Annotated in this window: 19 protein-coding genes and 1 tRNA gene; 5 read left to right on the forward strand and 15 right to left on the reverse strand. The window is 29.4% G+C overall.

Features of this window, described 5'->3' with window-relative positions:
- Positions 1-27 precede the first annotated feature (27 nt).
- Positions 28-1,272 (forward strand): DUF445 domain-containing protein, encoded by a 1,245-nt coding sequence (locus tag IM532_RS10310; protein ID WP_194183375.1) that lies wholly within the window; start codon positions 28-30, stop codon positions 1,270-1,272.
- Positions 1,273-1,313: 41 nt separating this feature from the next.
- Here the strand turns inward: IM532_RS10310 and eco are convergent, their stop codons facing one another.
- The 5 genes from eco to IM532_RS10335 all read right to left on the reverse strand — a co-directional run bounded on the left by eco (position 1,314) and on the right by IM532_RS10335 (position 5,982).
- Entirely contained in the window at positions 1,314-1,775 is a 462-nt protein-coding gene (eco, locus tag IM532_RS10315) for a serine protease inhibitor ecotin (RefSeq protein WP_194183376.1), read from the reverse strand.
- A gap of 114 nt (positions 1,776-1,889) precedes the next feature.
- Positions 1,890-1,963 (reverse strand) — tRNA-Asn (locus tag IM532_RS10320).
- 142 nt (positions 1,964-2,105) lie between these two features.
- A complete protein-coding gene (locus IM532_RS10325; RefSeq protein WP_194183377.1) occupies positions 2,106-2,777 on the reverse strand; it encodes a TIGR02117 family protein in 672 nt (223 codons plus the stop codon).
- Between the two features lie 101 nt (positions 2,778-2,878).
- The gene (gene clpB, locus IM532_RS10330; RefSeq protein WP_194183378.1) at positions 2,879-5,494 is read right to left on the reverse strand and encodes an ATP-dependent chaperone ClpB; all 2,616 of its coding nucleotides are present in this window, start codon (positions 5,492-5,494) and stop codon (positions 2,879-2,881) included.
- 329 nt (positions 5,495-5,823) lie between these two features.
- A complete protein-coding gene (locus tag IM532_RS10335) occupies positions 5,824-5,982 on the reverse strand; it encodes a hypothetical protein (RefSeq protein WP_194183379.1) in 159 nt (52 codons plus the stop codon).
- Positions 5,983-5,998: 16 nt separating this feature from the next.
- Here IM532_RS10335 and IM532_RS10340 point away from each other — a divergent pair, with 16 nt between their 5' ends.
- Positions 5,999-8,320 (forward strand): hypothetical protein, encoded by a 2,322-nt coding sequence (locus IM532_RS10340; protein ID WP_194183380.1) that lies wholly within the window; start codon positions 5,999-6,001, stop codon positions 8,318-8,320.
- 16 nt (positions 8,321-8,336) lie between these two features.
- Positions 8,337-9,077 (forward strand): hypothetical protein, encoded by a 741-nt coding sequence (locus IM532_RS10345; protein WP_194183381.1) that lies wholly within the window; start codon positions 8,337-8,339, stop codon positions 9,075-9,077.
- A 53-nt stretch (positions 9,078-9,130) separates the two neighbouring features.
- On the opposite strand, the gene cysK is transcribed toward IM532_RS10345, so the two are convergent.
- Positions 9,131-10,039 carry a cysteine synthase A gene (gene cysK, locus IM532_RS10350; protein WP_194183382.1) on the reverse strand — a complete coding sequence of 303 codons (909 nt, stop codon included), beginning with the start codon at positions 10,037-10,039 and terminating at the stop codon, positions 9,131-9,133.
- A gap of 15 nt (positions 10,040-10,054) precedes the next feature.
- Positions 10,055-10,828 carry a serine O-acetyltransferase EpsC gene (epsC, locus tag IM532_RS10355; RefSeq protein WP_194183383.1) on the reverse strand — a complete coding sequence of 258 codons (774 nt, stop codon included), beginning with the start codon at positions 10,826-10,828 and terminating at the stop codon, positions 10,055-10,057.
- A 310-nt stretch (positions 10,829-11,138) separates the two neighbouring features.
- On the opposite strand from epsC, the gene IM532_RS10360 reads away from it, so the two are divergent.
- The gene (locus IM532_RS10360) at positions 11,139-11,564 is read left to right on the forward strand and encodes a DUF2147 domain-containing protein (protein WP_194183384.1); all 426 of its coding nucleotides are present in this window, start codon (positions 11,139-11,141) and stop codon (positions 11,562-11,564) included.
- 148 nt (positions 11,565-11,712) lie between these two features.
- Complete coding sequence (locus IM532_RS10365; protein ID WP_194183385.1) at positions 11,713-13,548, forward strand: ABC transporter ATP-binding protein; 1,836 nt, start codon at positions 11,713-11,715, stop codon at positions 13,546-13,548.
- Between the two features lie 51 nt (positions 13,549-13,599).
- Here IM532_RS10365 and IM532_RS10370 read toward each other — a convergent pair whose 3' ends face one another.
- The 8 genes from IM532_RS10370 to IM532_RS10405 all read right to left on the reverse strand — a co-directional run bounded on the left by IM532_RS10370 (position 13,600) and on the right by IM532_RS10405 (position 22,749).
- Positions 13,600-14,829, reverse strand: a complete 1,230-nt coding sequence (locus IM532_RS10370; RefSeq protein WP_194183386.1) for a 3-phosphoshikimate 1-carboxyvinyltransferase — start codon at positions 14,827-14,829, stop codon at positions 13,600-13,602.
- 3 nt (positions 14,830-14,832) lie between these two features.
- Positions 14,833-15,159, reverse strand: a complete 327-nt coding sequence (locus IM532_RS10375; protein ID WP_194183387.1) for a nucleotide pyrophosphohydrolase — start codon at positions 15,157-15,159, stop codon at positions 14,833-14,835.
- Positions 15,160-15,252: 93 nt separating this feature from the next.
- Complete coding sequence (locus IM532_RS10380) at positions 15,253-17,262, reverse strand: transglutaminase domain-containing protein (protein WP_194183388.1); 2,010 nt, start codon at positions 17,260-17,262, stop codon at positions 15,253-15,255.
- A 6-nt stretch (positions 17,263-17,268) separates the two neighbouring features.
- Entirely contained in the window at positions 17,269-19,161 is a 1,893-nt protein-coding gene (locus tag IM532_RS10385; RefSeq protein ID WP_194183389.1) for a DUF3857 domain-containing protein, read from the reverse strand.
- A gap of 19 nt (positions 19,162-19,180) precedes the next feature.
- The gene (dtd, locus tag IM532_RS10390; protein WP_194183390.1) at positions 19,181-19,633 is read right to left on the reverse strand and encodes a D-aminoacyl-tRNA deacylase; all 453 of its coding nucleotides are present in this window, start codon (positions 19,631-19,633) and stop codon (positions 19,181-19,183) included.
- A gap of 132 nt (positions 19,634-19,765) precedes the next feature.
- Entirely contained in the window at positions 19,766-20,038 is a 273-nt protein-coding gene (locus IM532_RS10395) for a hypothetical protein (RefSeq protein ID WP_194183391.1), read from the reverse strand.
- A gap of 75 nt (positions 20,039-20,113) precedes the next feature.
- The gene (locus tag IM532_RS10400; RefSeq protein ID WP_194183392.1) at positions 20,114-20,782 is read right to left on the reverse strand and encodes a response regulator transcription factor; all 669 of its coding nucleotides are present in this window, start codon (positions 20,780-20,782) and stop codon (positions 20,114-20,116) included.
- A gap of 5 nt (positions 20,783-20,787) precedes the next feature.
- Positions 20,788-22,749: a tetratricopeptide repeat-containing sensor histidine kinase gene (locus IM532_RS10405; RefSeq protein WP_194183393.1), complete on the reverse strand. Its 1,962-nt coding sequence runs from the start codon at positions 22,747-22,749 to the stop codon at positions 20,788-20,790.
- Positions 22,750-22,779 lie beyond the last annotated feature (30 nt).

Raw genomic sequence — 22,779 nt, forward strand, 5'->3', positions numbered from 1 at the left:
TGCGAAATTTAATTAAGATTTAACTAAATGACTGAACTAGAAAAAAAACAAAGTTTAAATAAACATAAAACTATAGCCACAGGATTATTTGTCTTAATGGCAGTAGTATATGGTGGGATGGTTTTTTTAGCAACCAAAAGTGATGCAAGTTGGATAAAATATGTAGAAGCTTTTTCTGAAGCTGCAATGGTAGGTGCGTTGGCAGATTGGTTCGCTGTAACAGCACTATTTAAATATCCATTAGGTTTAAAAATCCCACATACAAATTTAATTGAGAGAAGTAAAAATTCAATCGGAGAAAGCTTAGGTTTTTTTGTTACAAATAACTTTTTAACTCCTTCTACTATTAGACCATATATAGAAAAATTAGATGTGGTGAAATTTGTCTCCGATTGGTTAAATAAAAAATCTAACCAAGAAATTTTACAAGAAGAATTAATTGCTTTTATTCAAAAAATCCTCAAAGATTTAGACGATAAAGAAGTTGTTGGTTTTATGACTCTAAAAGGAGATGAAATTTTAAAACAATTTGATTTGCAGGAGCTAGCAGGTACTACTATAGAATATGTTATAGAAAAAGAAAAGCATAATGAAGTATTAGATTTAGTATTGCCAAAAGCAAAAGAGTATATACAAGAAAGTAATTTTCTTATTGAAGGAAAATTAAATGAAAAACATCCTTTTATTTCATTTTTTGCTGGGAAAAAAATTTCTAAAGGAGTGATAGATGGTGTAGTAAGTTTTATAGAAGAAATAGAACAGGACAAAGAGCATCCTATACGAAAGAATATACAAGAATCAATATTGAACGCTGCAGATAAGATTAAAACTGATTCTACATGGCAAATAAAATTGAATGAAATGCGATCTGAATTTATTACTCCTGAAAGATTAGAAGAATATGCTTCAGATTTATGGCAAGCATTAAAAACTAATTTAACGGAGAGTTTTGCACAAGAAGATTCCACACTACAGAAATATGCCCAAAAAAATATTCAAAAATTATCGCATAATTTAAATGAAAATCAAGAAATGATTCAAAAAATAAATGGATGGATACGCCATTTCTTATACAGAATGATTTTGAGAAATGTAAATGAAGTCGAAACGTTAATCAGTAATACAGTAGGAGATTGGGAAGGTAAAGATTTAAGTGAAAAACTGGAATTGGAAGTAGGAAAAGATTTACAATATATCCGAATTAACGGAACATTGGTGGGAGGATTAGTAGGATTATTAATATATAGTATAACACAATTATTACTTTATTAAAATATAAAAAGAACCATATATCATGGTTCTTTTTATATAAATTATTCAGCGTTATAAATATTATGTGAAGCACTCCAAATTCGATATTGTATCTCATATCCTTTTGGAGAATAGATGACAAGGGGTAATTTACTATTATATCTTACTTTATCGGGTTGCGCGTAAACTATTTTTTCTTTTGGTGTAGCATTTATACAACCCATTAAAGTTGACGCAACATCACCTTTAGTTTCAAATTCATAATAGCTGTATCCCCAACCTTCTAAATTTTTCTCTTCAAGTTCCCCTATTAAGAAGTAGTTATTACAACCATCAGTCATTGTATTTTTTCCAATCATGATTTCGACCATATAGTCATTTTCATTTTCTTTTGGCTCTAAACGAATCACTTTTTGAATTTGTTCTTTTTCGGCTTTAGGAAACATCTTAATATCTTCTTTCGTCTGTGAAAATATTGGTGTAGTAAGAATAGATAATATACCTATGAATAATAATTTCTCCATCTTTTAAATTGTTTTAAATATAATAATAAGATGAAAATGTTGCACCAAAAGTTGGTTTAAGGATGTTAAATAAAAGCCAAAAAAAAGACATTCAAAATTTGAATGTCTTTTTTGCTCCTCCTCTTGGGCTCGAACCAAGGACCCTCTGATTAACAGTCAGATGCTCTAACCAACTGAGCTAAGGAGGAGTATCGTTATCGATATTGTTGATGCAAATATAGAGCGAATTTTTATATCTCCAAATATTTTTTCAACTTTTTTTTCGCTGAAAGTCCCATAAATAGGGCAACTTATTGAAAATGAATAAGAAAAATTTTTATTTTTTTACAATTAATAATGATAAAAGATCCCTTGTTGTGCCGCAGTCCATAGTGGAGCGGTTTGTTTGGCTTCTTTTAGTGCATCTGCTGCCCAAGTATTACACGTAAAAAGGAAACTATAATTACCTTTAGCCTCATAAAAGGCATCATTGTTACCATAAACCATATCAGTTGGAATCAATTGTACTTTACCATTTGCATCGTAATCAAATGAATTTTTTAAATAATTCACTAACGATTCATACTCTTCCTTAGAAATTGAAATCTTCCTACATTCTTCACTTTCATTAATTTGATTATAAAAAGTGGTATGCATTGCAGAATCACCCAACCAAAAGGCGGCATTAAAAGCTGTTGAGAATTTTAAATCTTTCCATTCAGGCGTATCCAAATAAAATCCTTTATCGCCCCAACCCATTGCGATGTATTTCATCGGTTGTTTAGCTTTTGTGTCACGAAACGGAATGATTTCCGACCAATTGATAACTTCAGACTCCACCGGCATTACGATATCTGTATGCATCCCATTCGTTAAGATGTATATAACAATAGAATCTTCATTCGATGAGGTCGTTTTGTTGACGGGAATTAATGGTAATACAATTGCTAATAAGATGTAGATGACAAGTAATCCAAGGATAAATCCAATAGATTTTAGTAAGGATGTAAAAAGTTTCTTCATCTGTAATGATTTGAAATAAAGATATAAAAAATCCCGTCAAAATTGACGGGATTACATTTCACTAAAAATATTTAATATGAATCGACTTCATAAATGGTTGCTTATTTGCCGTTAGTTAAAAACACTAACTTATTATTACCAGGTTTATCTTCAAAGTAATCAATTAAAACTGCATCGTTATCGTTGATATTACCTTTTAAGATTTCTTTTGATAACTCATTCAAGACATCTTGTTGAATTACTCGTTTCAATGGACGTGCACCAAATTGAGGATCATAACCTTTGTTGGCTAAGTAAGCCGAAGCCTCTGGTGTAATATCTAATGTAATATCACGTTGTCCTAATTTTTTCGCTACACCATTCAAGTAAATTCCAACAATTCCGTTGATTTGGTTTTGACTCAATGGACGAAACAAGATAATTTCATCGATACGATTCAAGAACTCTGGACGGAAGTTTAACTTCAATTCTTCAAAAACTTCTGATTTCGTATCATCATAAATCTGAGCCACATTACTTTCATCAATATCTGCAAATTTCTCTAAGATGGTATGTGAACCAAAGTTCGATGTCATGATGATAATCGTATTCTTGAAATTCACTACTCGACCTTTGTTATCCGTTAAACGTCCATCATCCAACACTTGTAACAAGATGTTGAACACATCAGGATGCGCTTTTTCGATCTCATCTAAAAGAATTACCGAATACGGACGACGACGAACAGCTTCAGTTAATTGACCACCTTCATCGTAACCAACGTAACCCGGAGGTGCCCCAACCAAACGAGAAACCGCGTGGCGTTCTTGGAATTCCGACATATCAATACGCGTCATTGAATTTTCATCATCAAATAAGAATTCCGCTAAGGCTTTCGCTAATTCAGTTTTACCAACCCCAGTCGATCCTAAGAATAAGAACGATCCAATTGGTTTTCCTTCGTCACTTAAACCAGCTCTCGAACGACGAATCGCATCAGCAACAGCTGTAATTGCTTCTTCTTGTCCTAAAACACGTTGGTGTAATTCGTCTTCTAGATGCAATAATTTTTCACGTTCGGATTGCATCATTTTTTGTGCAGGAACTCCTGTCCATTTTGATACAACTTCTGCAATATCATCGGCATCAACAAATTCTTTTACCAATTTGTTGTGTTTGTTTTCTTCTAATTTTGCTTCTGAATATTCTAAAGCTTTTTTTGCATTGACTAAGTCTTCAAATTCTAATTTAGATGCTTTTGCATAATCGTATTCACGTTTTGCACGCTCAATTTCGAATTTAATATTTTCTATTGCTTTTCGTAAATCTTGTACTTCGTCTGCTTTATTTTTCTCGTCTTGCCATTTTGCACTGAATTGGTTGCGCTCGTCTTGAAGGTTCGATAATTCTTCGCGTAATAAGTTCAATTTTTTCTCATCACCTTCACGTTTAATTGCTTGGATTTCGATTTCTAACTGAACAATACGACGATCTAATTTATCCAACTCTTCTGGTTTCGAGTTCATTTCCATACGTAATTTAGATGCTGCTTCGTCCATTAAGTCGATGGCTTTATCCGGTAAGAAACGATCCGAGATATAGCGCGTTGATAATTTTACAGCCGCAATAATTGCTTCGTCTTTTATTCTAATTTTGTGATGTTGCTCGTATTTATCCTTAATACCACGCAAAATTGAAATCGCAGATTCTTCATCTGGCTCTTCGACCATTACTTTTTGGAAACGACGTTCTAAAGCTTTGTCTTTTTCAAAGTATTTTTGATACTCATTTAAAGTTGTCGCACCGATCGAACGTAATTCACCACGAGCTAATGCTGGTTTTAAGATGTTTGCGGCATCCATAGCGCCTTCACCGCCACCTCCGGCACCAACTAACGTATGAATTTCGTCGATGAATAAGATGATTTCTCCATTGGCTGATGTAACTTCTTTCACAACTGCTTTTAAGCGCTCTTCGAATTCACCTTTATATTTTGCACCTGCCACCAACGCTCCCATATCTAAGGAGAAGATTTGTTTATTTAAAAGATTTTCAGGTACATCGCCATCAATAATACGATGGGCTAAGCCTTCGGCGATAGCTGTTTTACCAACCCCAGGTTCACCAATTAAAATCGGGTTATTCTTTGTTCTTCTTGATAAGATTTGTAATACTCGACGGATTTCTACATCTCGTCCGATTACAGGATCTAATTTTCCTTCTTTTGCTAACTCAGTTAAGTTCTTCGCATATTTGTTTAAGGAATTGTAAGTTCCTTCTGCATTTTCTGATGTTACTCTTTCTCCTTTTCTCAATTCTGTAATTAATTTTTTGGTGTTGTTGAATGTGACACCTTGATCTTTCAGAATTTGACTAGTAGGTGAGACATTCTTAATGATTCCTAATAAAATATGTTCCAACGTAACGAAATCATCCTGCATATCCTTAGCCATTTGTTGTGCCGTTTGCAAAACAGCATTACCAGAATTGGATAGATGATTTCTTTGTTGACCTTGTACTTTTGGATACTTTTTAATTTCCGCATCCAATTCATTTTTAATATGTGTAAGGTTTGCACCTTGTTGTTCTAAAATTAATGAAATCACGTTTTCATCGACGTCGAACATTCCATTTAAGATATGGCTTGGTTCGATGGCTTGATTTTGATTCTCAGCCGCAATTTGTTGTGCGGATTGAATCGCCTCGCGCCCTTTTATTGTAAACTGATTAAAATCCATTGTTAAACTGTATTTAGGTATTTGTTTGTTGATTGGATTAAATCAAATTAGATTCCAAACTGAAAATGAATTAGTTATACTGACTTTTTGTCGTTTTTGTATAAAAAAAGGAGACATTTTGGCTTATTATTAGATTTTAATAAAAATAATTTTTGTATATATATATTAGCTAAAACCTTGATTTAAAATCTACTGTAAAACCGACGTTATTCTAGAAAACTTATTTTTACTTTAGTCTTATTTGTAGGCTCATTTTCGTTTGCATCTTTAAATACACCAACAGTAGATAATGCAAATAATAAAACGATTATAGAAACAACTTATGAAAATTATAATGCAAACAAATACGAATTATCCTTCGAAGATGATAAAGTATGTGAAAGTGGTACAGCTATTAATGTTGATACCGGTGAAGTTGGTTCGTACGTATACGATTGTGACAGTGGAGTTTTATTAATTGTATTTCCGTAACTTTTATAAATAATCATCAAAATAAATTAATTAATGAATTTTAAATACAAGGTTTTATTTTTTTTAATTCCGATGATGATTTTTTCACAAAACAAAAATGATATTGATTTAAAAGAAGTTTTGATTACAGCTAATAAGAAAGATACCATTGTTGTGAGCTTAGATAGTTTGGCTCAGAAAGGGAATATAGCGGAGGCAATTAAAAACTTACCAGGTTTTTTTATAGATAATGATAAAATTTTTTACCAAGGTCAGGAAATTAAAAAGATGACGATTGATAAGAAAGAAATGTATGCTGGAAATACTAAAATTACTTCTGAACAAATACCGTCTGAATGGATTGAACAATTGAAAATTTCTGGTTTAGATAATGCGAATGAATCTCCTAGCATTGAATTGTCATTAAAAAAAGAAAAGAAAAATGCGATTAGTGCTACTTTTGAAACTCTGGTTGCAAATGGTAGTAGATATAGATATTATGGTAGTGTTACAAAGGTCAATAAAACCAATCTATTTAATTTTTTTATAGATAAAAATAATATTCAAAAAAATATACTTCCGAATGATTTTATCTATCCAGAATTATTTAATTCGATGTATTTTCCAAAGAAAGATTTAGTTAGCCAAATCATGTATTCGCCAAATGATATAAATAATATTTCTCTAAATGATTTAAATACGGGTGATTATGCGCAATGGCAATTTGGGAGTAATGTAACTATAAAGAAAAAAAACATAGATTATAGTTTGTTCTTAATAGGAAATTTACCAAATGGAAATTTAGAGGAAAGTCGATTATTAATGAAAGATAACGCGACAAATGTTGTAAGACAAGAAAAATCGATGCTTAGTTCTTTTGATAAAAAATTTATTAATCTGACTCAAAAATTCAATTACAATAAAGATAATTTAAATGTAAATTTTTTTAATCAATGGAATTATAAAAATAATATAAATATTGAAAAAATACAGTCTAATGAATTGTTTGAATTATCGTCCGTTAATTTAAATAATATTTATCAAAGTAACTTATCCTTAAAAGAAAAAGCCCATATTTTATACAATAAATTTTTGACGGAATATAAAATAAATAGAGCTATAAGTTTTCAGGCAGGAGGTGAATTAAATTTTAATTATTTTAGTAAAAATGATGATTATAACCATCAACTAAATTACGAAAAATCACTTTTTGGTAAGCAAAACAGAAATGCAAAGCAATGGGAGTATTTATATTTTATTTCAAACAGCGCTCGTATAAATAAAAGAATGCAATTAAACTCTAGATATTTTGATAGCTTTAATTTTACGTCGAACAATAATGAAAATTATCTTAACGGAGGTAGGAATAATATTTTAGATAATTATACAATCGCAAGCCAACAGCGCAATGTAGAAAGTTATTTGTGGTATATTAATAAGCAATGGGATGTGATTGTTGGTGTGGATTATGTAAATCTATATTATAGAAATGAGAATTTTAAACCATCTAGTGATAATTATATATTTCCCAAATTTTCAATAAATTATAAAGATAAAAAGTCTTTTCAATATAGGATATCATCAAGTATTAATAAATCAATTCCGGTGACAGAGCAACTTTTGCCGTTAGAAGATAAAGTCGATTTAGAAAATTATTGGGTTGGGAATAATTCGATTAATCCTGTAGTTTTTAATTATAACACGGTGTTTTCTGTAAGCAAGAAAACGAATCATTCTAATTTCACATTCAATGTAAGTCATACTTATATACCAAAAATTTGGATTTATAACCAAATTTTTAACACTGATGTACCTGTCAAAGAGTATTTTTTATACGATAAAAATCCTATTAATAATTTTTCAGCCTCTTTCAACTTTAACTATTTAAGTAAAGAAAAAACATTCTCGCTATTTAATTTATTGATGTATAGAAATTTGAATAGTTATATGATATTTGATAATATTGAGAGTAAACTGAAATTAAATTCCTTAAATAATGTTACTCATTTGTCTTATAAATTAAACTCTTTCATAATAGGAATGAAAAATAATTTCAGGTTTGATATGCAAAATACAAATAGCTTCTCCAACTCAAATTTATTAATTGTTAAGAAAATATTATTCAAACATTATTCGACAGAATTAGAGGTAGAAAATAGAATAAATCATTCTAAAAACACACAGATAACAAATCCGATACTTCATTTTAATAGTAAAAGAAATTATAAATACTTCAGTACAACTTTAGGCATTTATAATTTATTAGATGAAACAAAAAATATTAATATAACCACAACAAAAGATCTATTTATTAATAACTTTAATCAAAACAGAATGGGAAGATACATCTATTTTTCAGTCGGAATAACAATTTAACAACAATCTTGACACTATGAATATTATTAAAATTTTATTTTTATTTATCTTTTCATCAAGTTTTGCTCAAAATTTTAAAAGCGAACTTAAATGGAAAGATGAGACTAAAACAAGGGAAGTTTATAAAACTGTAACCAATGATTATTACAAAATAATACGAGTTACACAAGAAACACCACGCCCTTTTAATGCACCTGGAAAAGATTTTTTAGACACAGACGATCCATTTACGAAAACGGAATACGATGTTTTAAAAGATTTTTTTAATTTTTTCATTGATAAAAAATGTACTTCTTATTCAACTACTGAAGAATGTAAAAGAGCAAATATGGTTTTTAATCAATATTTACCGCTTTTTACTCCTGATAGGAATGAAATTGGATATAAATTTTTAACATCTAATGAAATTGAAATCGATAAACAATTTACAGTTGATATGGATGGAAATTTTTATATAACCAAAATAAATAAAGTTAATAAAAAGTCTAATGATTTATGGATTATTACATTTGAGACTGAGAAATCATTATCAAATAATATTATTGAATCAAATATCAATATGCCAGGAAATAATGCAAAAATTAAAACAACTATTGCTGCAGAAAATTTTATGGGTACGTTAGATTTTAATCCAAACGAAAATAAGATATTGGCAATGAAGTATGAGTATTATGTAAAATCATCTCGCCAACAAGATAATACTCCAATAACTGATAGTTCAAAAAAAGTAGCAGTTATCTTAAAAAATAAATTTTAACAAAAAAAGCGAACGATTTATTAATAAACCGTTCCCTTTTTTAATATTCTATATTAAAACAAACCTTCTACTGATAAATAACGTTCTCCGGTATCGTAGTTAACTGTTAATACTGTTGCATCGGCTGATACTTTTTCTAAAGATTTAGCCACAGCAGCTAGAGAAGCTCCAGTAGAAATTCCTACAAATAAACCTTCTTCTTTTGCAGCTCTACGGGCGAATTCGTAAGCTTCTTCTTTTGAAATTTGAATCGCTTCATCAACCACATTTGTATCTAAATTCGTTGGAATAAATCCCGCTCCAATTCCTTGAATGGCGTGTGGACCTGATTGTCCACCTGAAATTACTGGAGAATCTGAAGGTTCTACTGCATAAACTTTAGTGGTTGGATTCACTTCTTTCAAGGCTTTACCAATTCCTGTTAAATGTCCTCCTGTTCCAACACCTGTAACCAAATAATCAACTCCTTCAGGGAAATCAGTTAAAATTTCTTTTGCTGTTGTACGGTAATGAATCGATGGATTAGAAGAATTCTCAAATTGTTGAGGAACCCATGCACCTTCAATCGTTTCAGCTAATTCTTGTGCTTTAGCAATTGCACCTTTCATTCCTAATTCTTTCGGCGTCAAAACAAATTCAGCTCCATAAGCTTCCATAATTTTACGACGCTCAATCGACATTGATTCGGGCATTGTAATAATCATTTTATAGCCTTTCACAGCTGCAACAAATGATAATCCAATTCCGGTATTTCCAGAAGTTGGTTCAATAACCGTTCCTCCAGGTTTTAAAATTCCAGCTTTTTCGGCATCTTCAATCATTGCTAAAGCAATACGATCTTTGATAGATCCACCTGGATTTTGTTTTTCTAATTTGATATATACATTATGTTGAGGAAAAAGACGCGTAAGTTTAATGATAGGCGTATTTCCTATTGCTTCTAAAATATTATTTAAAATCATAAAATTTATATTTGATTAGATGACATAATCATCTATTTGATTATTATTCTTTTGTTTAATGGTTGGTTGAAATTCTTGGTACACAATAGAGTTAGGGGCTATACTTTCAGTAATCCACACATTTCCACCAATGACTGAATTTTCACCAATGACAGTTGTACCGCCTAAAATCGTTGCTCCGGCATAGATGGTCACATGATCCTCTATTGTTGGATGACGTTTTTGATCAGCTAAATCTTTAGACACATAAAACGCGCCAAGAGTTACACCTTGGTATATTTTTACATTATCACCAATAGTGGTCGTTTCGCCAATAACAATTCCAGTTCCGTGATCGATATAAAAGTTTTTACCAATAGTTGCTCCTGGATGAATATCAATACCAGTTTGTTTATGGGCATATTCTGAAAAAAAACGGGGTAGAATAGGAGTATCCAATCGATATAACACATTTGCTAGCCGATGAACTGCAATGGCAAAAAATCCAGGATAAGAAACTATAATTTCAATTTCTGATTTAGAGGCTGGATCATTATTAAAGAATATAAAAATTAATTTTTCTAACTCAATTTTTATGTCTTCTAAGGCATCAAAAAAATTAGAAGTTATTGTATTTGCCTTTTCGATGGGAACTATACGAGTTAGTATTTCATTAAAACAATTTTTAACTTCATCATATGTAAATCTCTTCTTAGGTTGGCTAAAAATTAGATCATAAATAATTGATTCAATAATTTTTTCGACCTCCTTTTTATTAAAAGGTAAACTATATTTACTAAAAGGGCTCATTGTATTAATTCTATATTCTCTATAATATTAGTAGACAAATTTATATTTTTATTCGTTTTAATCCAAATCTGATGTTTTTTTCTAAAATTTCAACTTTTTGGGTTGAATACTCATACACTAATATTTTCTATATAAGATAATACTTGTAGTAAGTTATTAAATGCAGACAATTTTAGTTTATTGTGTATTAGCGAGTTGATATTTTTTTAAAGAATTTAGAAAAATATTAATTTTTTTAATAGATAGTGTTTTTTTTACACTAAAAAATATTATATTAGTGGAACAAAATAACTATTTTAAAATGCTATTTATGAAAAAACTATTTTTATTTACGTTCATAATGTTCATAGGTACTGTTGTTTTTGGACAATCTCCTTTAGGAACTTGGAAAACAATAGACGATGAAACAGGCAAAGAAAAATCATATGTTGAAATCTTTGAAAAAGATGGTAAAGTATATGGTAAAGTAGTTAAAATCTTGACAAAAGGTAAAGAAGATTCTAAATGTACTGCATGTAAAGATGCTAGAAAGGATAAACCAATTTTAAATATGGTTATTCTTACAGATCTTAAGAAAAGCGGAAACGAATGGACAGGAGGAAAAATTTTAGATCCAAATAGTGGTAAAGAGTATAAAGCAACTCTGAAACTAAATGGCAAAGATAAATTAGACGTAAGAGGGTATGTTGGTATTTCATTAGTCGGCAGAACTCAAACTTGGCAAAAAGTCAAATAAAAAGGTTACACAAGTAATCAAAACCCACAAAAAATTAAAATCAAAACTCTTAATAATGACTATTTTCTATCATGAAAATAGTCATTATTTTTTTGCCTAAATTTGCATGTTCTATACCTCCGTATAGTTTTATAAATTATATATTTCGATGAGTTTATACAAAAGAGCGTTATCATACGTTAAGCCTTATAAAACTTCTTTTGGTACAGCAATATTTTTTAATGTGCTCTATGCCATTTTTAATGTCGTTGCTTTAGCCTTTATGATGCCTATCCTAAGCATTTTATTTGGGGAAGAAAAAAATAGGGTTTATACAAAGCCTATATATTCTGGAAAAGTTTCTGAGTTGAAGGAATATTTTTCTGAATACTCAGGATACATTATGAATGATATTACACAAAATGAAGGTCCTATATATGTTTTAGCATTTTCATGTATTTTATTTATTATTGCTTTCTTTTTCCGTAATATTTTTAGTTTTCTATCAGAAACTTGTCTGGTTGACTTACGTTCGGGAGTTACCCGAGATTTAAGAATAGATTTACATAATAAAATTTTAGAATTGCCAGTTTCCTTCTTTACTGAGAAAAGAAAAGGAGATATGATAACTCGTATATCAAATGATGTAAACGAAGTAGAAGGAAATATTTTAAATTCTATTGTTGAAATCATTCGAGGACCGATTATGATATTGGTATTTGTTACAGTATTATTTGTAACTAGTGCCGAATTAACTTTATTTGCCATTTTGGTTTTTCCTATCATGGGAACAATTATTTCTTTAATCGGTAAAAGTTTAAAAAGAGCTGCTAGAGATGCCCAATCAGAATTATCAAATATTATTACTTATGTAGATGAGACTTTATCAGCTTTAAAAATCATCAAAATATTTAATGCTGATGAACAAGTAAAAGGTCGATTTGATGATTCTATTAATCGTTATAGAAAATATTTACAAAAAGTGATGAAAAAGCGTGCTTTAGCTTCACCAACTAGTGAATTTTTAGGTGCTGTAACGATAGGTTTGATAGTTTTCTTTGGAGGTAAATTATCTTTAGAAGGGAATGGATTATCAGGTTCAGAATTTATCTTTTACATAGGTACTTTTTATACTTTATTAGATCCTATTAAAAAGTTTTCAAAAGCTTTATCAGATATTCAAAAAGGAGAAGTTTCGGCACAACGTTTATTTGAAATATTAGATGCAGATGTATCTATAAAAGATAATGTGAATGCAAAATCTATCGAGACTTTTCAAGACAAAATTGAATTCAGAAATGTAACTTTTGGTTATGGAAAGGAAACGATTATTGAAAAATTTAATTTAACATTACTTAAAGGTCAATCTGTTGCTTTAGTAGGTCAATCCGGTTCAGGAAAATCTACATTAGCAAACTTATTAACTCGCTTTTGGGACGTAAAAGAAGGAGAAATATTAATAGATGGAGTAAATATAAAAGAAATTAAATTAAATGATTATAGAAGTCTTTTTGGGTTAGTAACACAAGACTCAATATTATTTAATGATACTATTGCGCATAATATCGCGTTAGGTGATCGCAATCCGAGCAATGATAGAATACAACAAGCGGCAAAAATTGCAAATGCTGAAGAATTTATTGTAAAGCAAGCCGAACAATATAATGAAAGTGTAGGAGAGGGCGGAAGTAAATTATCTGGAGGACAAAAGCAGCGTCTATCTATTGCGAGGGCTGTATATAAAAATCCACCAATTATGGTACTAGATGAGGCAACATCAGCATTGGATACAAAATCTGAAAAATTAGTACAAAAAGCATTGAATAATATGATGCAAAACAGAACTTCTTTAGTAATTGCACATCGTTTGTCTACGATACAAAATGCAGATAAAATTGTTGTAATGGAAGCTGGAAAGATTATTGAGCAAGGTAATCATCAAGAATTAATACAACAAAATGGTGCATATGCTAATCTTGTTAGCATGCAAAATTTCGGAAATTAAGAATAGATTAAAAGAATAAAAAAAGCATCGATTTTTCGATGCTTTTATATTTTATAGATGTTTAATATCAAATCCAAGTTGTTGCCAATTTTGCCAAAAAGTAGGATATGACTTTTCAACAACCATTTCGTTTTCAATTTGTATCGGAAATTTCACCGCTAATGGTGCCATACACATTGCCATTCGGTGATCATTGTAGGTTGCTAATACAGGAGTTTCTTCAAAAATATTATACCCTTTTATCGTTAAAGAATCATTTGTAATGACTACAATAGCTCCAAATTTAGTCAACTCATTTTGTAACGCTTGTAATCGGTCAGTTTCTTTAATCTTTAATGTTTCTAATCCTGTTAAATGACATTTTAAACCTAAGCCAACACATGTTGCCGCAATGGTCTGTGCAATATCTGGCGTATAGTTAAGATCTAATGTGATAGTATCTTTATGAATAAATTCAGGATTATTTTTTAAAGTTAATTTTCCATTCTCAAAAAATGATGTAACACCAAAATTATCTTTATAAATATTTTCTAACGCAGAATCTCCTTGTAAAGAATCCTTATAATAAGTTGAAATTGAAATTTGGCTTGCTGGACTTAATGCTACTAATGAATAGTAATAAGAAGCTGAACTCCAATCCGATTCTACTTGTAAAGTTTTCTTTTCAATTTTTGGCGTATATGGAACTTTAATTTCTTGGCTAATCATTTCAGCATTTACTCCAATTCTACTCAATAATTGAATAGACATTTGGATATAAGGAATTGAAATAATTTTACCTTCTAAGGTAATTGTTAATCCGTTTTCTAATTGCGTTCCGATCAGCATTAGAGCTGTAATGTATTGGCTACTTACATTGGCAGGAATTGTAATTACTGAATTACTGATTTTTTTTCCAACAATTTTTAAAGGTGGATAACCTTCATTTTCGATATAAGAAATATCAGCGCCTAAATTTCTTAACGCATCAACTAAAACTCCAATTGGGCGTTGTCTCATACGATCAGAACCTGTTAACGTTATGATACGGCCCTCTTGAATGGAATAATAGGCTGTTAAAAATCGCATTGCAGTTCCTGCATGATGAATATCTATTGTATCAGTAGGATTAGACAAGGCTTTCTGCATCAATTGAGAGTCCTCAGAATTAGAAATGTTTTCTAACTTTAAAACGTGATTAAATAACTGATTTAAAAGTAAAAGTCGATTACTCTCACTTTTAGAACCTGTAATCTGTAAATCTCCTTTAATGTTTGTATTTGAACGAGAGATTTGAATCATAATTTATTTTAATTTCTCGTTATTTTGGTGACGGTCGTGGTCACGTTGAGTTTTAAGGTCTAATTTTTTATAAAAAGCAGACTCTAAATCAACTCCAGTTTGATTTGCTAAACAAAGTGCAACAAAGATAACATCGGCTAGTTCTTCTCCTAAATCTTTGTTTTTATCTGATTCTTTTTCAGATTGTTCTCCGTAGCGACGAGCAATAATACGTGCAACTTCTCCAACTTCTTCTGTTAATTGAGCCATATTCGTTAACTCGTTAAAATAACGAACACCATGATTATTGATCCAATTATCTACATCTTGTTGTGCTTGTTTTAAACTCATTTTCGTCTGTATTTAATATTTAATAAAGTAAATGTACAAAATAAAAAAGCCAATGAAAATCTCCATTGGCTAATATTTGTACTGAATACAATTTTATTGTTTGATTAAAATAACTTGCTGTGTTTCTGCTTCAACAATTTTATTCATAAATTCTTTAAAAGGTTTATAATAATCTGAAGGCAATATACTATAAGGTAAAACTCGAGCAGAATAAATGTTTAAAAATCCATCCTTTTCAACGATATTGTAAGCATAACCTGCTGCATCGTTAATTAATTTCTCATTATAGATTTTAGGAACACTTTCAAGTTTATATCCTTCCGGAATTTTAATTTTAACTGATTTTGAGATATTCATTGGTGTACCAAATTCTAGATTATAATTTCTAGTTTCATAATTTAAATTATGATTTTCAGTAGCTAAAAATAACATTGGATTAAACATGATTTTATTACCGATAACATTAGCCTGTATGTTATCAAATTTAAATGAGTGGCGAATTAAACCTTCATTGTTATCATTTGATCTAAAATTTTCAATATCAAAAGTGTAATCTTTGATGAAAGTTTTTTCGAATTCTTTAGGATCATCTTGAATTTGGCTTCTATCATTCATATAAAAATAATTATCATGATAGTTATTAAACGTTCCTGTGAATTTTCCATCTGGCGAAAGTGTAGCAACGATTTGTTCTTTATCATTAGACATGATTGAATTCTGAAGATCGATTTCTTTGGTATTATTTTTACCAATTAATATTCCTCTAAAATTCAAGGTTCTTAGTGGAAGTAAGTTAATCTGAGAATTAATATCTGTAGCATCCATCAAAATATCATTTCCATTAAGATCAACAGAAGCAATTACATAGTTGAGTTTCGCTTTCGATGGGAAAATATAATTTAGCATCCCATTTTGTACTGTGCTTAATACAATTGGATTAGCTTTAAACCCAGCTTTCTCTAGCATAGAAACTAACATTAAATTAATGTCTGCTACATTTCCAACTTTTTCATTAAAAGTTTTTCTGATCCCTTTATCTGTATAAATGCCATTATATCCATTCCATTTATAGTTATCTCTTACGAAAGAATAAATAGAATTTAATTTTTCCTCGCTTGTATTTTTACCTGCTATTAATTCTTTTACTTTATCATCTAAAAAGCCATTACCAGAGATTTGACGGCCAAAACTTTCGCTATCTATCAATTCTCTTCCTATATTATCCCAAGTTGTTGAAAAATATTTTGGCACTCCATTTTTAGGAGAATACGCTGCTAACTCAAATCGTATAGATGATAATAAATTTCGAGGATTTAATACATAAGCTTCTCTTTCGTAGCCCGGTAAATTATCTGCGGTATATTCTAATTTATTTAATTCATACTCATATGTCGCATGTGAAGGTTTAGTATAACCATAAGAATTTACATCAAAACCACCTTGTTTTACAGTAGTAGATTCTTTACGTGTTGTATGTTTAGGTTTAACATTATATTGTCCTCTAGAATCCTCTTGATATTTTAATGTTTCATTTGTTTCTAATGATAATATACTTTTTACGACTGGAATAGTTTCTTGAAAATACCAAGTTTCAGTATTATAATAAAATGGAGAAACTATTTCGTAACTATATTCTAATATAGATCCGTTTTGTACATCAGGAAATGTAAGTGTTTGGATATCTAAATAATCATGAGCATTTTTTGTGAAGATATCTTTTTTGCTTACTTTAATTTCTCTCATACTGCTTCCTTCTGGTACAAAAGTAGAAGCCTTTAAAGACATTAGTTTTTCTACATCAGCTTTAGATGCTCCTTTTCCTAATGGAATTTCTACAGCTAGGATATGGTCAGGAGTTTTGTCTTTATCATAAACTTTTATACGGTAAGTAACGATAGATGTTTTAAGTAAATTCCCTGAACCTTTGTCCCAATCAATTTTATGTTGAGCGCTAGAATATAATACTTCTGCAGGTGCAGTAGGATTAATTGTACTTGCTTTTTTAGTAATTTCTTCAGGAGAGAATTTCCCAAATTTAATATTTTGTGCATTTGCGACAATAGAAGTAAGCGCCACAATTACAATTGGTAAATAATGTTTCATAGTTTTTTATAATTCTAGAAGAGTTTTAATATTGTCGTTTGCAGCAACTTGTCGTCTAAACTCAACATAGTCATTGTATTTAGATTTATCATAATCGCCACCAATTTGTTGGTAAGTTCGTTTTAAGATATATTTATTTTGGTTAATAGTTTCAATTGTCAAATTATAAGACCCAAATTCAGACTTAATGTCTATAGGTGCTATATTTATTTTACTATTTATTGTTTTTGGAAGGTTGATTTCAAACTCGATATAATCTGTGTATCCTCTAGAAATATTAAAGTCAAAATTTCTTGTTTTTGCTTTCTTTAAAGTGGTAGTTTCATTATTAACCGGAATTAAATTAAAGATAAGATTGTTACCTTGTTTCTTCGCATAATGATTAGATTTTATGCTTAAACCTGTTTCGTAAACAGCATTTTTCCAATCACTTTTTAGATCAATAGTTTCAAATTTTGGTTGGCCTAAATTTTGAAATTTTTGTTTAAAATAGTTTTCTTGATCTTTTAATATTAATTTTTCAACGCCTGCATTATCGTCATAAAATAATCCTTTTGAAGTTTCAAAAAAGCTTATAGTAGCTTTTCCATCTATTTCGATATCTATTTTACCTTTTGTTGTTAGAAGATTATTGGTATGGTTATATTGTTGAGATGGAATAATTTTACCACCATTTTTATGAAAGACAAATACGTCTCTATTTCCTCCAAAGTTTCCTAAATAATTAAAAGGACTTGATTGGCTTGTTGCTTCTATCCAAATATCTTCGTCTTGTAATGGAACATATACAATCATATGATTTCCTTGTTGATACATCATTCTTTTGTCAATATCAACTGGGCTATTCCCTGCATATAAAATTGTATGTTGTGCCTTAATACCCACAGCATCTAGCATACCAATAAGATAGTTGGATAATGCTTTACAATCTCCATAGCTTTTAGATTCTACATAAGAATTAGGAAAAGGTGATAATCCTCCGATACCCAATTGGACACCAATATATCTTACTTTTTTCTGCATATACTGATAAAGTATTTCTACTTTCTCTTTTTCAGTTTTTGCCTCTTTCACCAAGTTCTGGAAATATTTTTTTTGCTCTGGCGTAAAGTCTAATTTACTTTCAATTAGTTTATCATAAGACCATTTTCCGTAATCATTCCAATTATCATAAACACCTTTTGTTCCATCAATATTTATTTCATTCGATGCAAATATTACAGAAGGAAAAACATTTCGCCAATTCACCATAATAACTTCAGATTCTATTGGTTTTTGGTTTTTTAACTCATAAGTATAAGAATTACCGGAAAAATTATAAGAAATATTATAATCTGTTAATTTACTTTCTAATTTTCTAATTATACTATTCGTGTTGTTCGTAAAAGTATATTTAGAAGATTCTATTGCTAGATTACTATTTGATATAGGGGCCCAACGAGGTATAAAAATGGTATTTTTGTTTGTTGTAGAAACCTTATACCTTACAGTGTATGGATAAAATGTGGGTGTAAATTGTAAATATTTAACACGGTCGTCAGTGTATAATTGCCCTCCAGATACTGCACTAGCATCAGACAAATCTTTTGATTTAAATTTTCGATGGAGCTTACCTGAACCGTCAAAAATTTCCACTTCAAATAAATCAATTTTAGTATTCGGATCATAAAATTGATGAGCATTAACATATGAATCGCCCGATTTATCAAGTACAGATATTACTACTTCATTCGTGTACTTATATTCATTAATTGAGTTTAGGTTAATCGAGGTTTCATCTAGCCTAACTACCGCATAAGCATTGGTTTTTATATCAGCTGATATTTGATCAATCGGATAAAATTGAGCTATTAATGATAAGGGAAATAGTAGTAATAGAGATGGTAAAAATTTATTCATATGTTATTTAATTTTTTTATTATTCTCTGTTTTTAGAGTCAATAAAAATTGTGACTGGTCCGTCATTCAAAAGTTCAACCTTCATATCGGCACCAAATATTCCGGTTTCAATTTTAGAATCAAGATTTCTTTCAATAACGGATAAGAAGTTTATATATTGTAAGTTAGCTAAATCCGGTTTTGAAGCTTTGATGTAAGAAGGTCTGTTACCTTTCTTGGTAGATGCATGTAATGTAAACTGAGAAACAACTAAAATTTCTCCATTTACTTGCTTTACATCACAGTTCATAACATTATTTTCATCATTAAATATCCTTAATTGTACGATTTTTTTTGCAATCCATTCAAAATCTTCTTGGTTATCTTCTGCTTCAAATCCGACTAAAACTAATAGTCCATGATTTATACTACCAGTAATTTTATCATCCACTGTTACAGATGCATGTTTTACTCTTTGTATGATGACTCTCATTATAGAATTATAATTTAGATGTAAAAATACGTGATGAAAAGACATAAAAAAAGTCTGAAATAGGTTTAGCAAATCAGACTTTAATTAAGGTTAGGTTAGTTAGGTTGTTAAGTTAGTCAGTGTTCGTATATTTTAATTGATTGAGCCGAAAAATAAATTATCTTTTAATATAACAGCATAATCTACTTTTTTAATATTTGAAATTTTTGAAGCAGTAATTAAATCCTCTTTTATGATTTCAATTCGATCTGTTTCAAGAATATCTTTTTTAAAACCAATTCTCCAGTTTCTTTCGGAGTTTAGGTTAATCCAATGTTCACTTGTTAAATAATCAAGAAATATCTCTTTCTCTTTTATAAAATTATCATCAAAGTCAAAAGTCACTTCAACGTAGTATCGGTTCATGTGTTAATTTTAAGCTAAATTAGATAATATGGTTTAACATTTTTTACGGATTTCCGTAAAAACAGAAATTTTTTCTTAAATAATGCACATATCTTTTGCTATAGCAACCATATGAATACTATTATTTGCCTTTAAAGTACTTTTTAGTTCGCCAATACGCTTTTCAATTGCACTTACAGATGAAGGTTTTATAGCATCTTGTTTAAATTTTTCCGAAATTTCTTGTTGCGTCAATCCTTTAGATAACATTTCCAACAGGCAAATATCATACTCGTTAATTGCTGTAGTAGAGTCGTTTTTAATTTTATGTATTACTTCGGTTGTAAAGTAATTTTCATCCGATTCAATCGTAGAAATACTTTGTTTTAGTTCAGAAAGACTATTTAAGCCTTTCAAAACTATAGAATTTACACCAATATCATCTTTTAGTCTCTTCAACAAAGAAGGTTTATCCTCTATGGTGTAAATAATAGTTTTAAGGTCTGATTGTAATCTTTTAGCAGCAATGGTTAACTCTTCTCCATTTTTTATTTCTGGTTTCAAATTACCATCTACTTTAAAAGATAAATCAGAAATTAAGAGATCGAACGGATCATTTTCTGAAATTGATTTTTTAATTTTTAAAAGTGCATTATCGCATGAATTTGCATAATCAATTTTGAAACTAAAATTTTCTTTTAAAATAGAAATGATACCAGTGTTTATACTATCAATATCTTCTGCAATTAATATCTTTTGAATCATAAAAGTTATTTCTTGGTTGTAGGAATATTTATAAAAGCTTTAAAACCTTTAGAACAATCAAAAATAATTGAACCATCAATACTTTTTATACGGTTTTCCACATTCTTTAAACCATTTTTATTGAACTTAGGTTGATCCATAGCTATAGAGCCATTATCAGCGTATTTTATTTGTAAATTTTTTTCTTCTTGGATAAAATTTAACATTACAATATTACAGTCGCTATGCTTTTTCATATTAGTCATTAGTTCCATCAATATGCGATAGATAACTATTTTTAACTGAATTTCAATGTTTTCCCAACCAATAAGGTCTATACCTTTAGACAATACATTAATTTCTTCAGATTTGTATGATCCTAGCATAAAATCTAATTCTTGTTTAAAATTTTCTGTATCTATAATATTATTTTGACGCGAAATTTTTCTGGTTTGAGAATAGATATGATCCAGATTATGAATTAATTTATGTTTCAAATCAGCGTTGTCAAATTTTATTGAATCTACTAGAGTAATGGTAGAAAATAAATCATTCGCGAGCTCATCATGTAATTTTTGAGATAGTTTTACTTCAGTTTCATAGATGGTTTTCAGTTTTTCCTCCTTGCGTTTTTGCTTAATGCGGTAAGAATATAAGGTAAATGATAATATTGCAATCACTAAAATGGCTAGTATTATAATCCCATAAATTTTAGCTCTTTCAAGTCTTAGCTCTTTTTCAGCATTTTCTAAAGAAAGTGAAGTCACTCGGTTTCTATTAGCATCTACATCATATTTTAACTTTGCAAATTCATACTTAGAATTGCTGTTTATATGTTGTAAACTATCTGACAACGTAATAAAATCCGTAATATTCCGAGGGTTAGGGTTTAAGGTAATAATGCTTTTTAAAGCATTTAGTCTCCCTTCAGTATTATTAGAATTCTTTGTTATACTATACTTTAAATTGGCATATTCTAACGATTTTTTAGGATTGATGTCTTTATAATAATCAATTAAATGGTCATAAGTTGTACTCATTCCAAAAAAATCATTTTCTTCTTTATAAATGTTTAGCGCTTCATTGTAACTTTCTAATACATCTGTATTCGGGCTTTTCTTCCATTTTGCATAAGCTAAGTTATCTATTACTCTTGCTTTTAAGCCATTATCTTTATAAAATATAGGTGTATTTACAATGCTAGATAAAACACTAATAGCTTTATCATATTTTTTTAATAGAGTTAATGCTACACCTTGATTATGCTTAATAGATGCAATATAATAAGGGTCGTCTGTAAGTTCTAGCGCTTTTTCATACCAATATAATTCTTCATTATAATTTAATAAGCTTCCACTAGATACTGCCAAGTTATTATATATAGGAGTTAGATATGGATGTTTAGGATCATCTTTAATAACATTTAAAGCTTCTAAAGAAGAATTTTGACTCTCAAAGTATGAAGAAACATCATTCAGAATCATTGCAATATTGATACTGTTTTTAGCAATGCCTTCTTTATTATTAATCTTTAAAAATTCGTTTTTAGAATTATTAAAATAATAGTAAGCACTGTCGTTTTGGTATTTTTGGTAAAAATCTTTTCCAAAATTAAAGTATGCTTCTCCAAGATATTTTTTATCTGGAATAGTATTAGCCCATTTAATAATTTCATGATTAATTTTAGAAGAGCTATCATCCATTTTTAAATCCTTTAATAATGTCATCTTTTTAAGATATGCATCGAAAAGAATTGAATCATTTTTAGCGCTTTTAGCTAAAAAGATTAATTTATCAGCTTTTTCTAATCTTATTTTAGGATCAACCTTAGAATTATGTATCGAATCCGACAATTGTTGATTAATTTTTAATTCAGAAATCGAATTATTGTTTGCAGGGACACTTGTATCTATATTTTTTTTACAATTATATAATAGAAAGAAAGTGATAGTTAAGAAAATAAGATGAAATGAGTAGATTTTTTTCATTCAATCAATTTAGAAAATTTTAACAATAAA

Origin of the sequence: Faecalibacter rhinopitheci (genome assembly GCF_015234135.1) — a bacterium.
GTDB classification, from domain to species: Bacteria; Bacteroidota; Bacteroidia; order Flavobacteriales; family Weeksellaceae; genus Empedobacter; species Empedobacter rhinopitheci.

Excerpts from the sequence above, each read along its gene's own strand:
- IM532_RS10365 (WP_194183385.1), top strand. The coding sequence starts at position 11,713 with ATGAGTTTATACAAAAGAGCGTTATCATACGTTAAGCCTTATAAAACT.
- IM532_RS10370 (WP_194183386.1), bottom strand. The coding sequence starts at position 14,829 with ATGATTCAAATCTCTCGTTCAAATACAAACATTAAAGGAGATTTACAG.
- IM532_RS10395 (WP_194183391.1), bottom strand. The coding sequence starts at position 20,038 with ATGAACCGATACTACGTTGAAGTGACTTTTGACTTTGATGATAATTTT.
- IM532_RS10360 (WP_194183384.1), top strand. The coding sequence starts at position 11,139 with ATGAAAAAACTATTTTTATTTACGTTCATAATGTTCATAGGTACTGTT.
- clpB (WP_194183378.1), bottom strand. The coding sequence starts at position 5,494 with ATGGATTTTAATCAGTTTACAATAAAAGGGCGCGAGGCGATTCAATCC.
- IM532_RS10375 (WP_194183387.1), bottom strand. The coding sequence starts at position 15,159 with ATGAGTTTAAAACAAGCACAACAAGATGTAGATAATTGGATCAATAAT.
- IM532_RS10345 (WP_194183381.1), top strand. The coding sequence starts at position 8,337 with ATGAATATTATTAAAATTTTATTTTTATTTATCTTTTCATCAAGTTTT.
- dtd (WP_194183390.1), bottom strand. The coding sequence starts at position 19,633 with ATGAGAGTCATCATACAAAGAGTAAAACATGCATCTGTAACAGTGGAT.
- IM532_RS10325 (WP_194183377.1), bottom strand. The coding sequence starts at position 2,777 with ATGAAGAAACTTTTTACATCCTTACTAAAATCTATTGGATTTATCCTT.
- IM532_RS10405 (WP_194183393.1), bottom strand. The coding sequence starts at position 22,749 with ATGAAAAAAATCTACTCATTTCATCTTATTTTCTTAACTATCACTTTC.
- IM532_RS10310 (WP_194183375.1), top strand. The coding sequence starts at position 28 with ATGACTGAACTAGAAAAAAAACAAAGTTTAAATAAACATAAAACTATA.
- IM532_RS10340 (WP_194183380.1), top strand. The coding sequence starts at position 5,999 with ATGAATTTTAAATACAAGGTTTTATTTTTTTTAATTCCGATGATGATT.
- IM532_RS10385 (WP_194183389.1), bottom strand. The coding sequence starts at position 19,161 with ATGAATAAATTTTTACCATCTCTATTACTACTATTTCCCTTATCATTA.
- eco (WP_194183376.1), bottom strand. The coding sequence starts at position 1,775 with ATGGAGAAATTATTATTCATAGGTATATTATCTATTCTTACTACACCA.
- IM532_RS10335 (WP_194183379.1), bottom strand. The coding sequence starts at position 5,982 with ATGATTATTTATAAAAGTTACGGAAATACAATTAATAAAACTCCACTG.
- cysK (WP_194183382.1), bottom strand. The coding sequence starts at position 10,039 with ATGATTTTAAATAATATTTTAGAAGCAATAGGAAATACGCCTATCATT.
- IM532_RS10380 (WP_194183388.1), bottom strand. The coding sequence starts at position 17,262 with ATGAAACATTATTTACCAATTGTAATTGTGGCGCTTACTTCTATTGTC.
- epsC (WP_194183383.1), bottom strand. The coding sequence starts at position 10,828 with ATGAGCCCTTTTAGTAAATATAGTTTACCTTTTAATAAAAAGGAGGTC.
- IM532_RS10400 (WP_194183392.1), bottom strand. The coding sequence starts at position 20,782 with ATGATTCAAAAGATATTAATTGCAGAAGATATTGATAGTATAAACACT.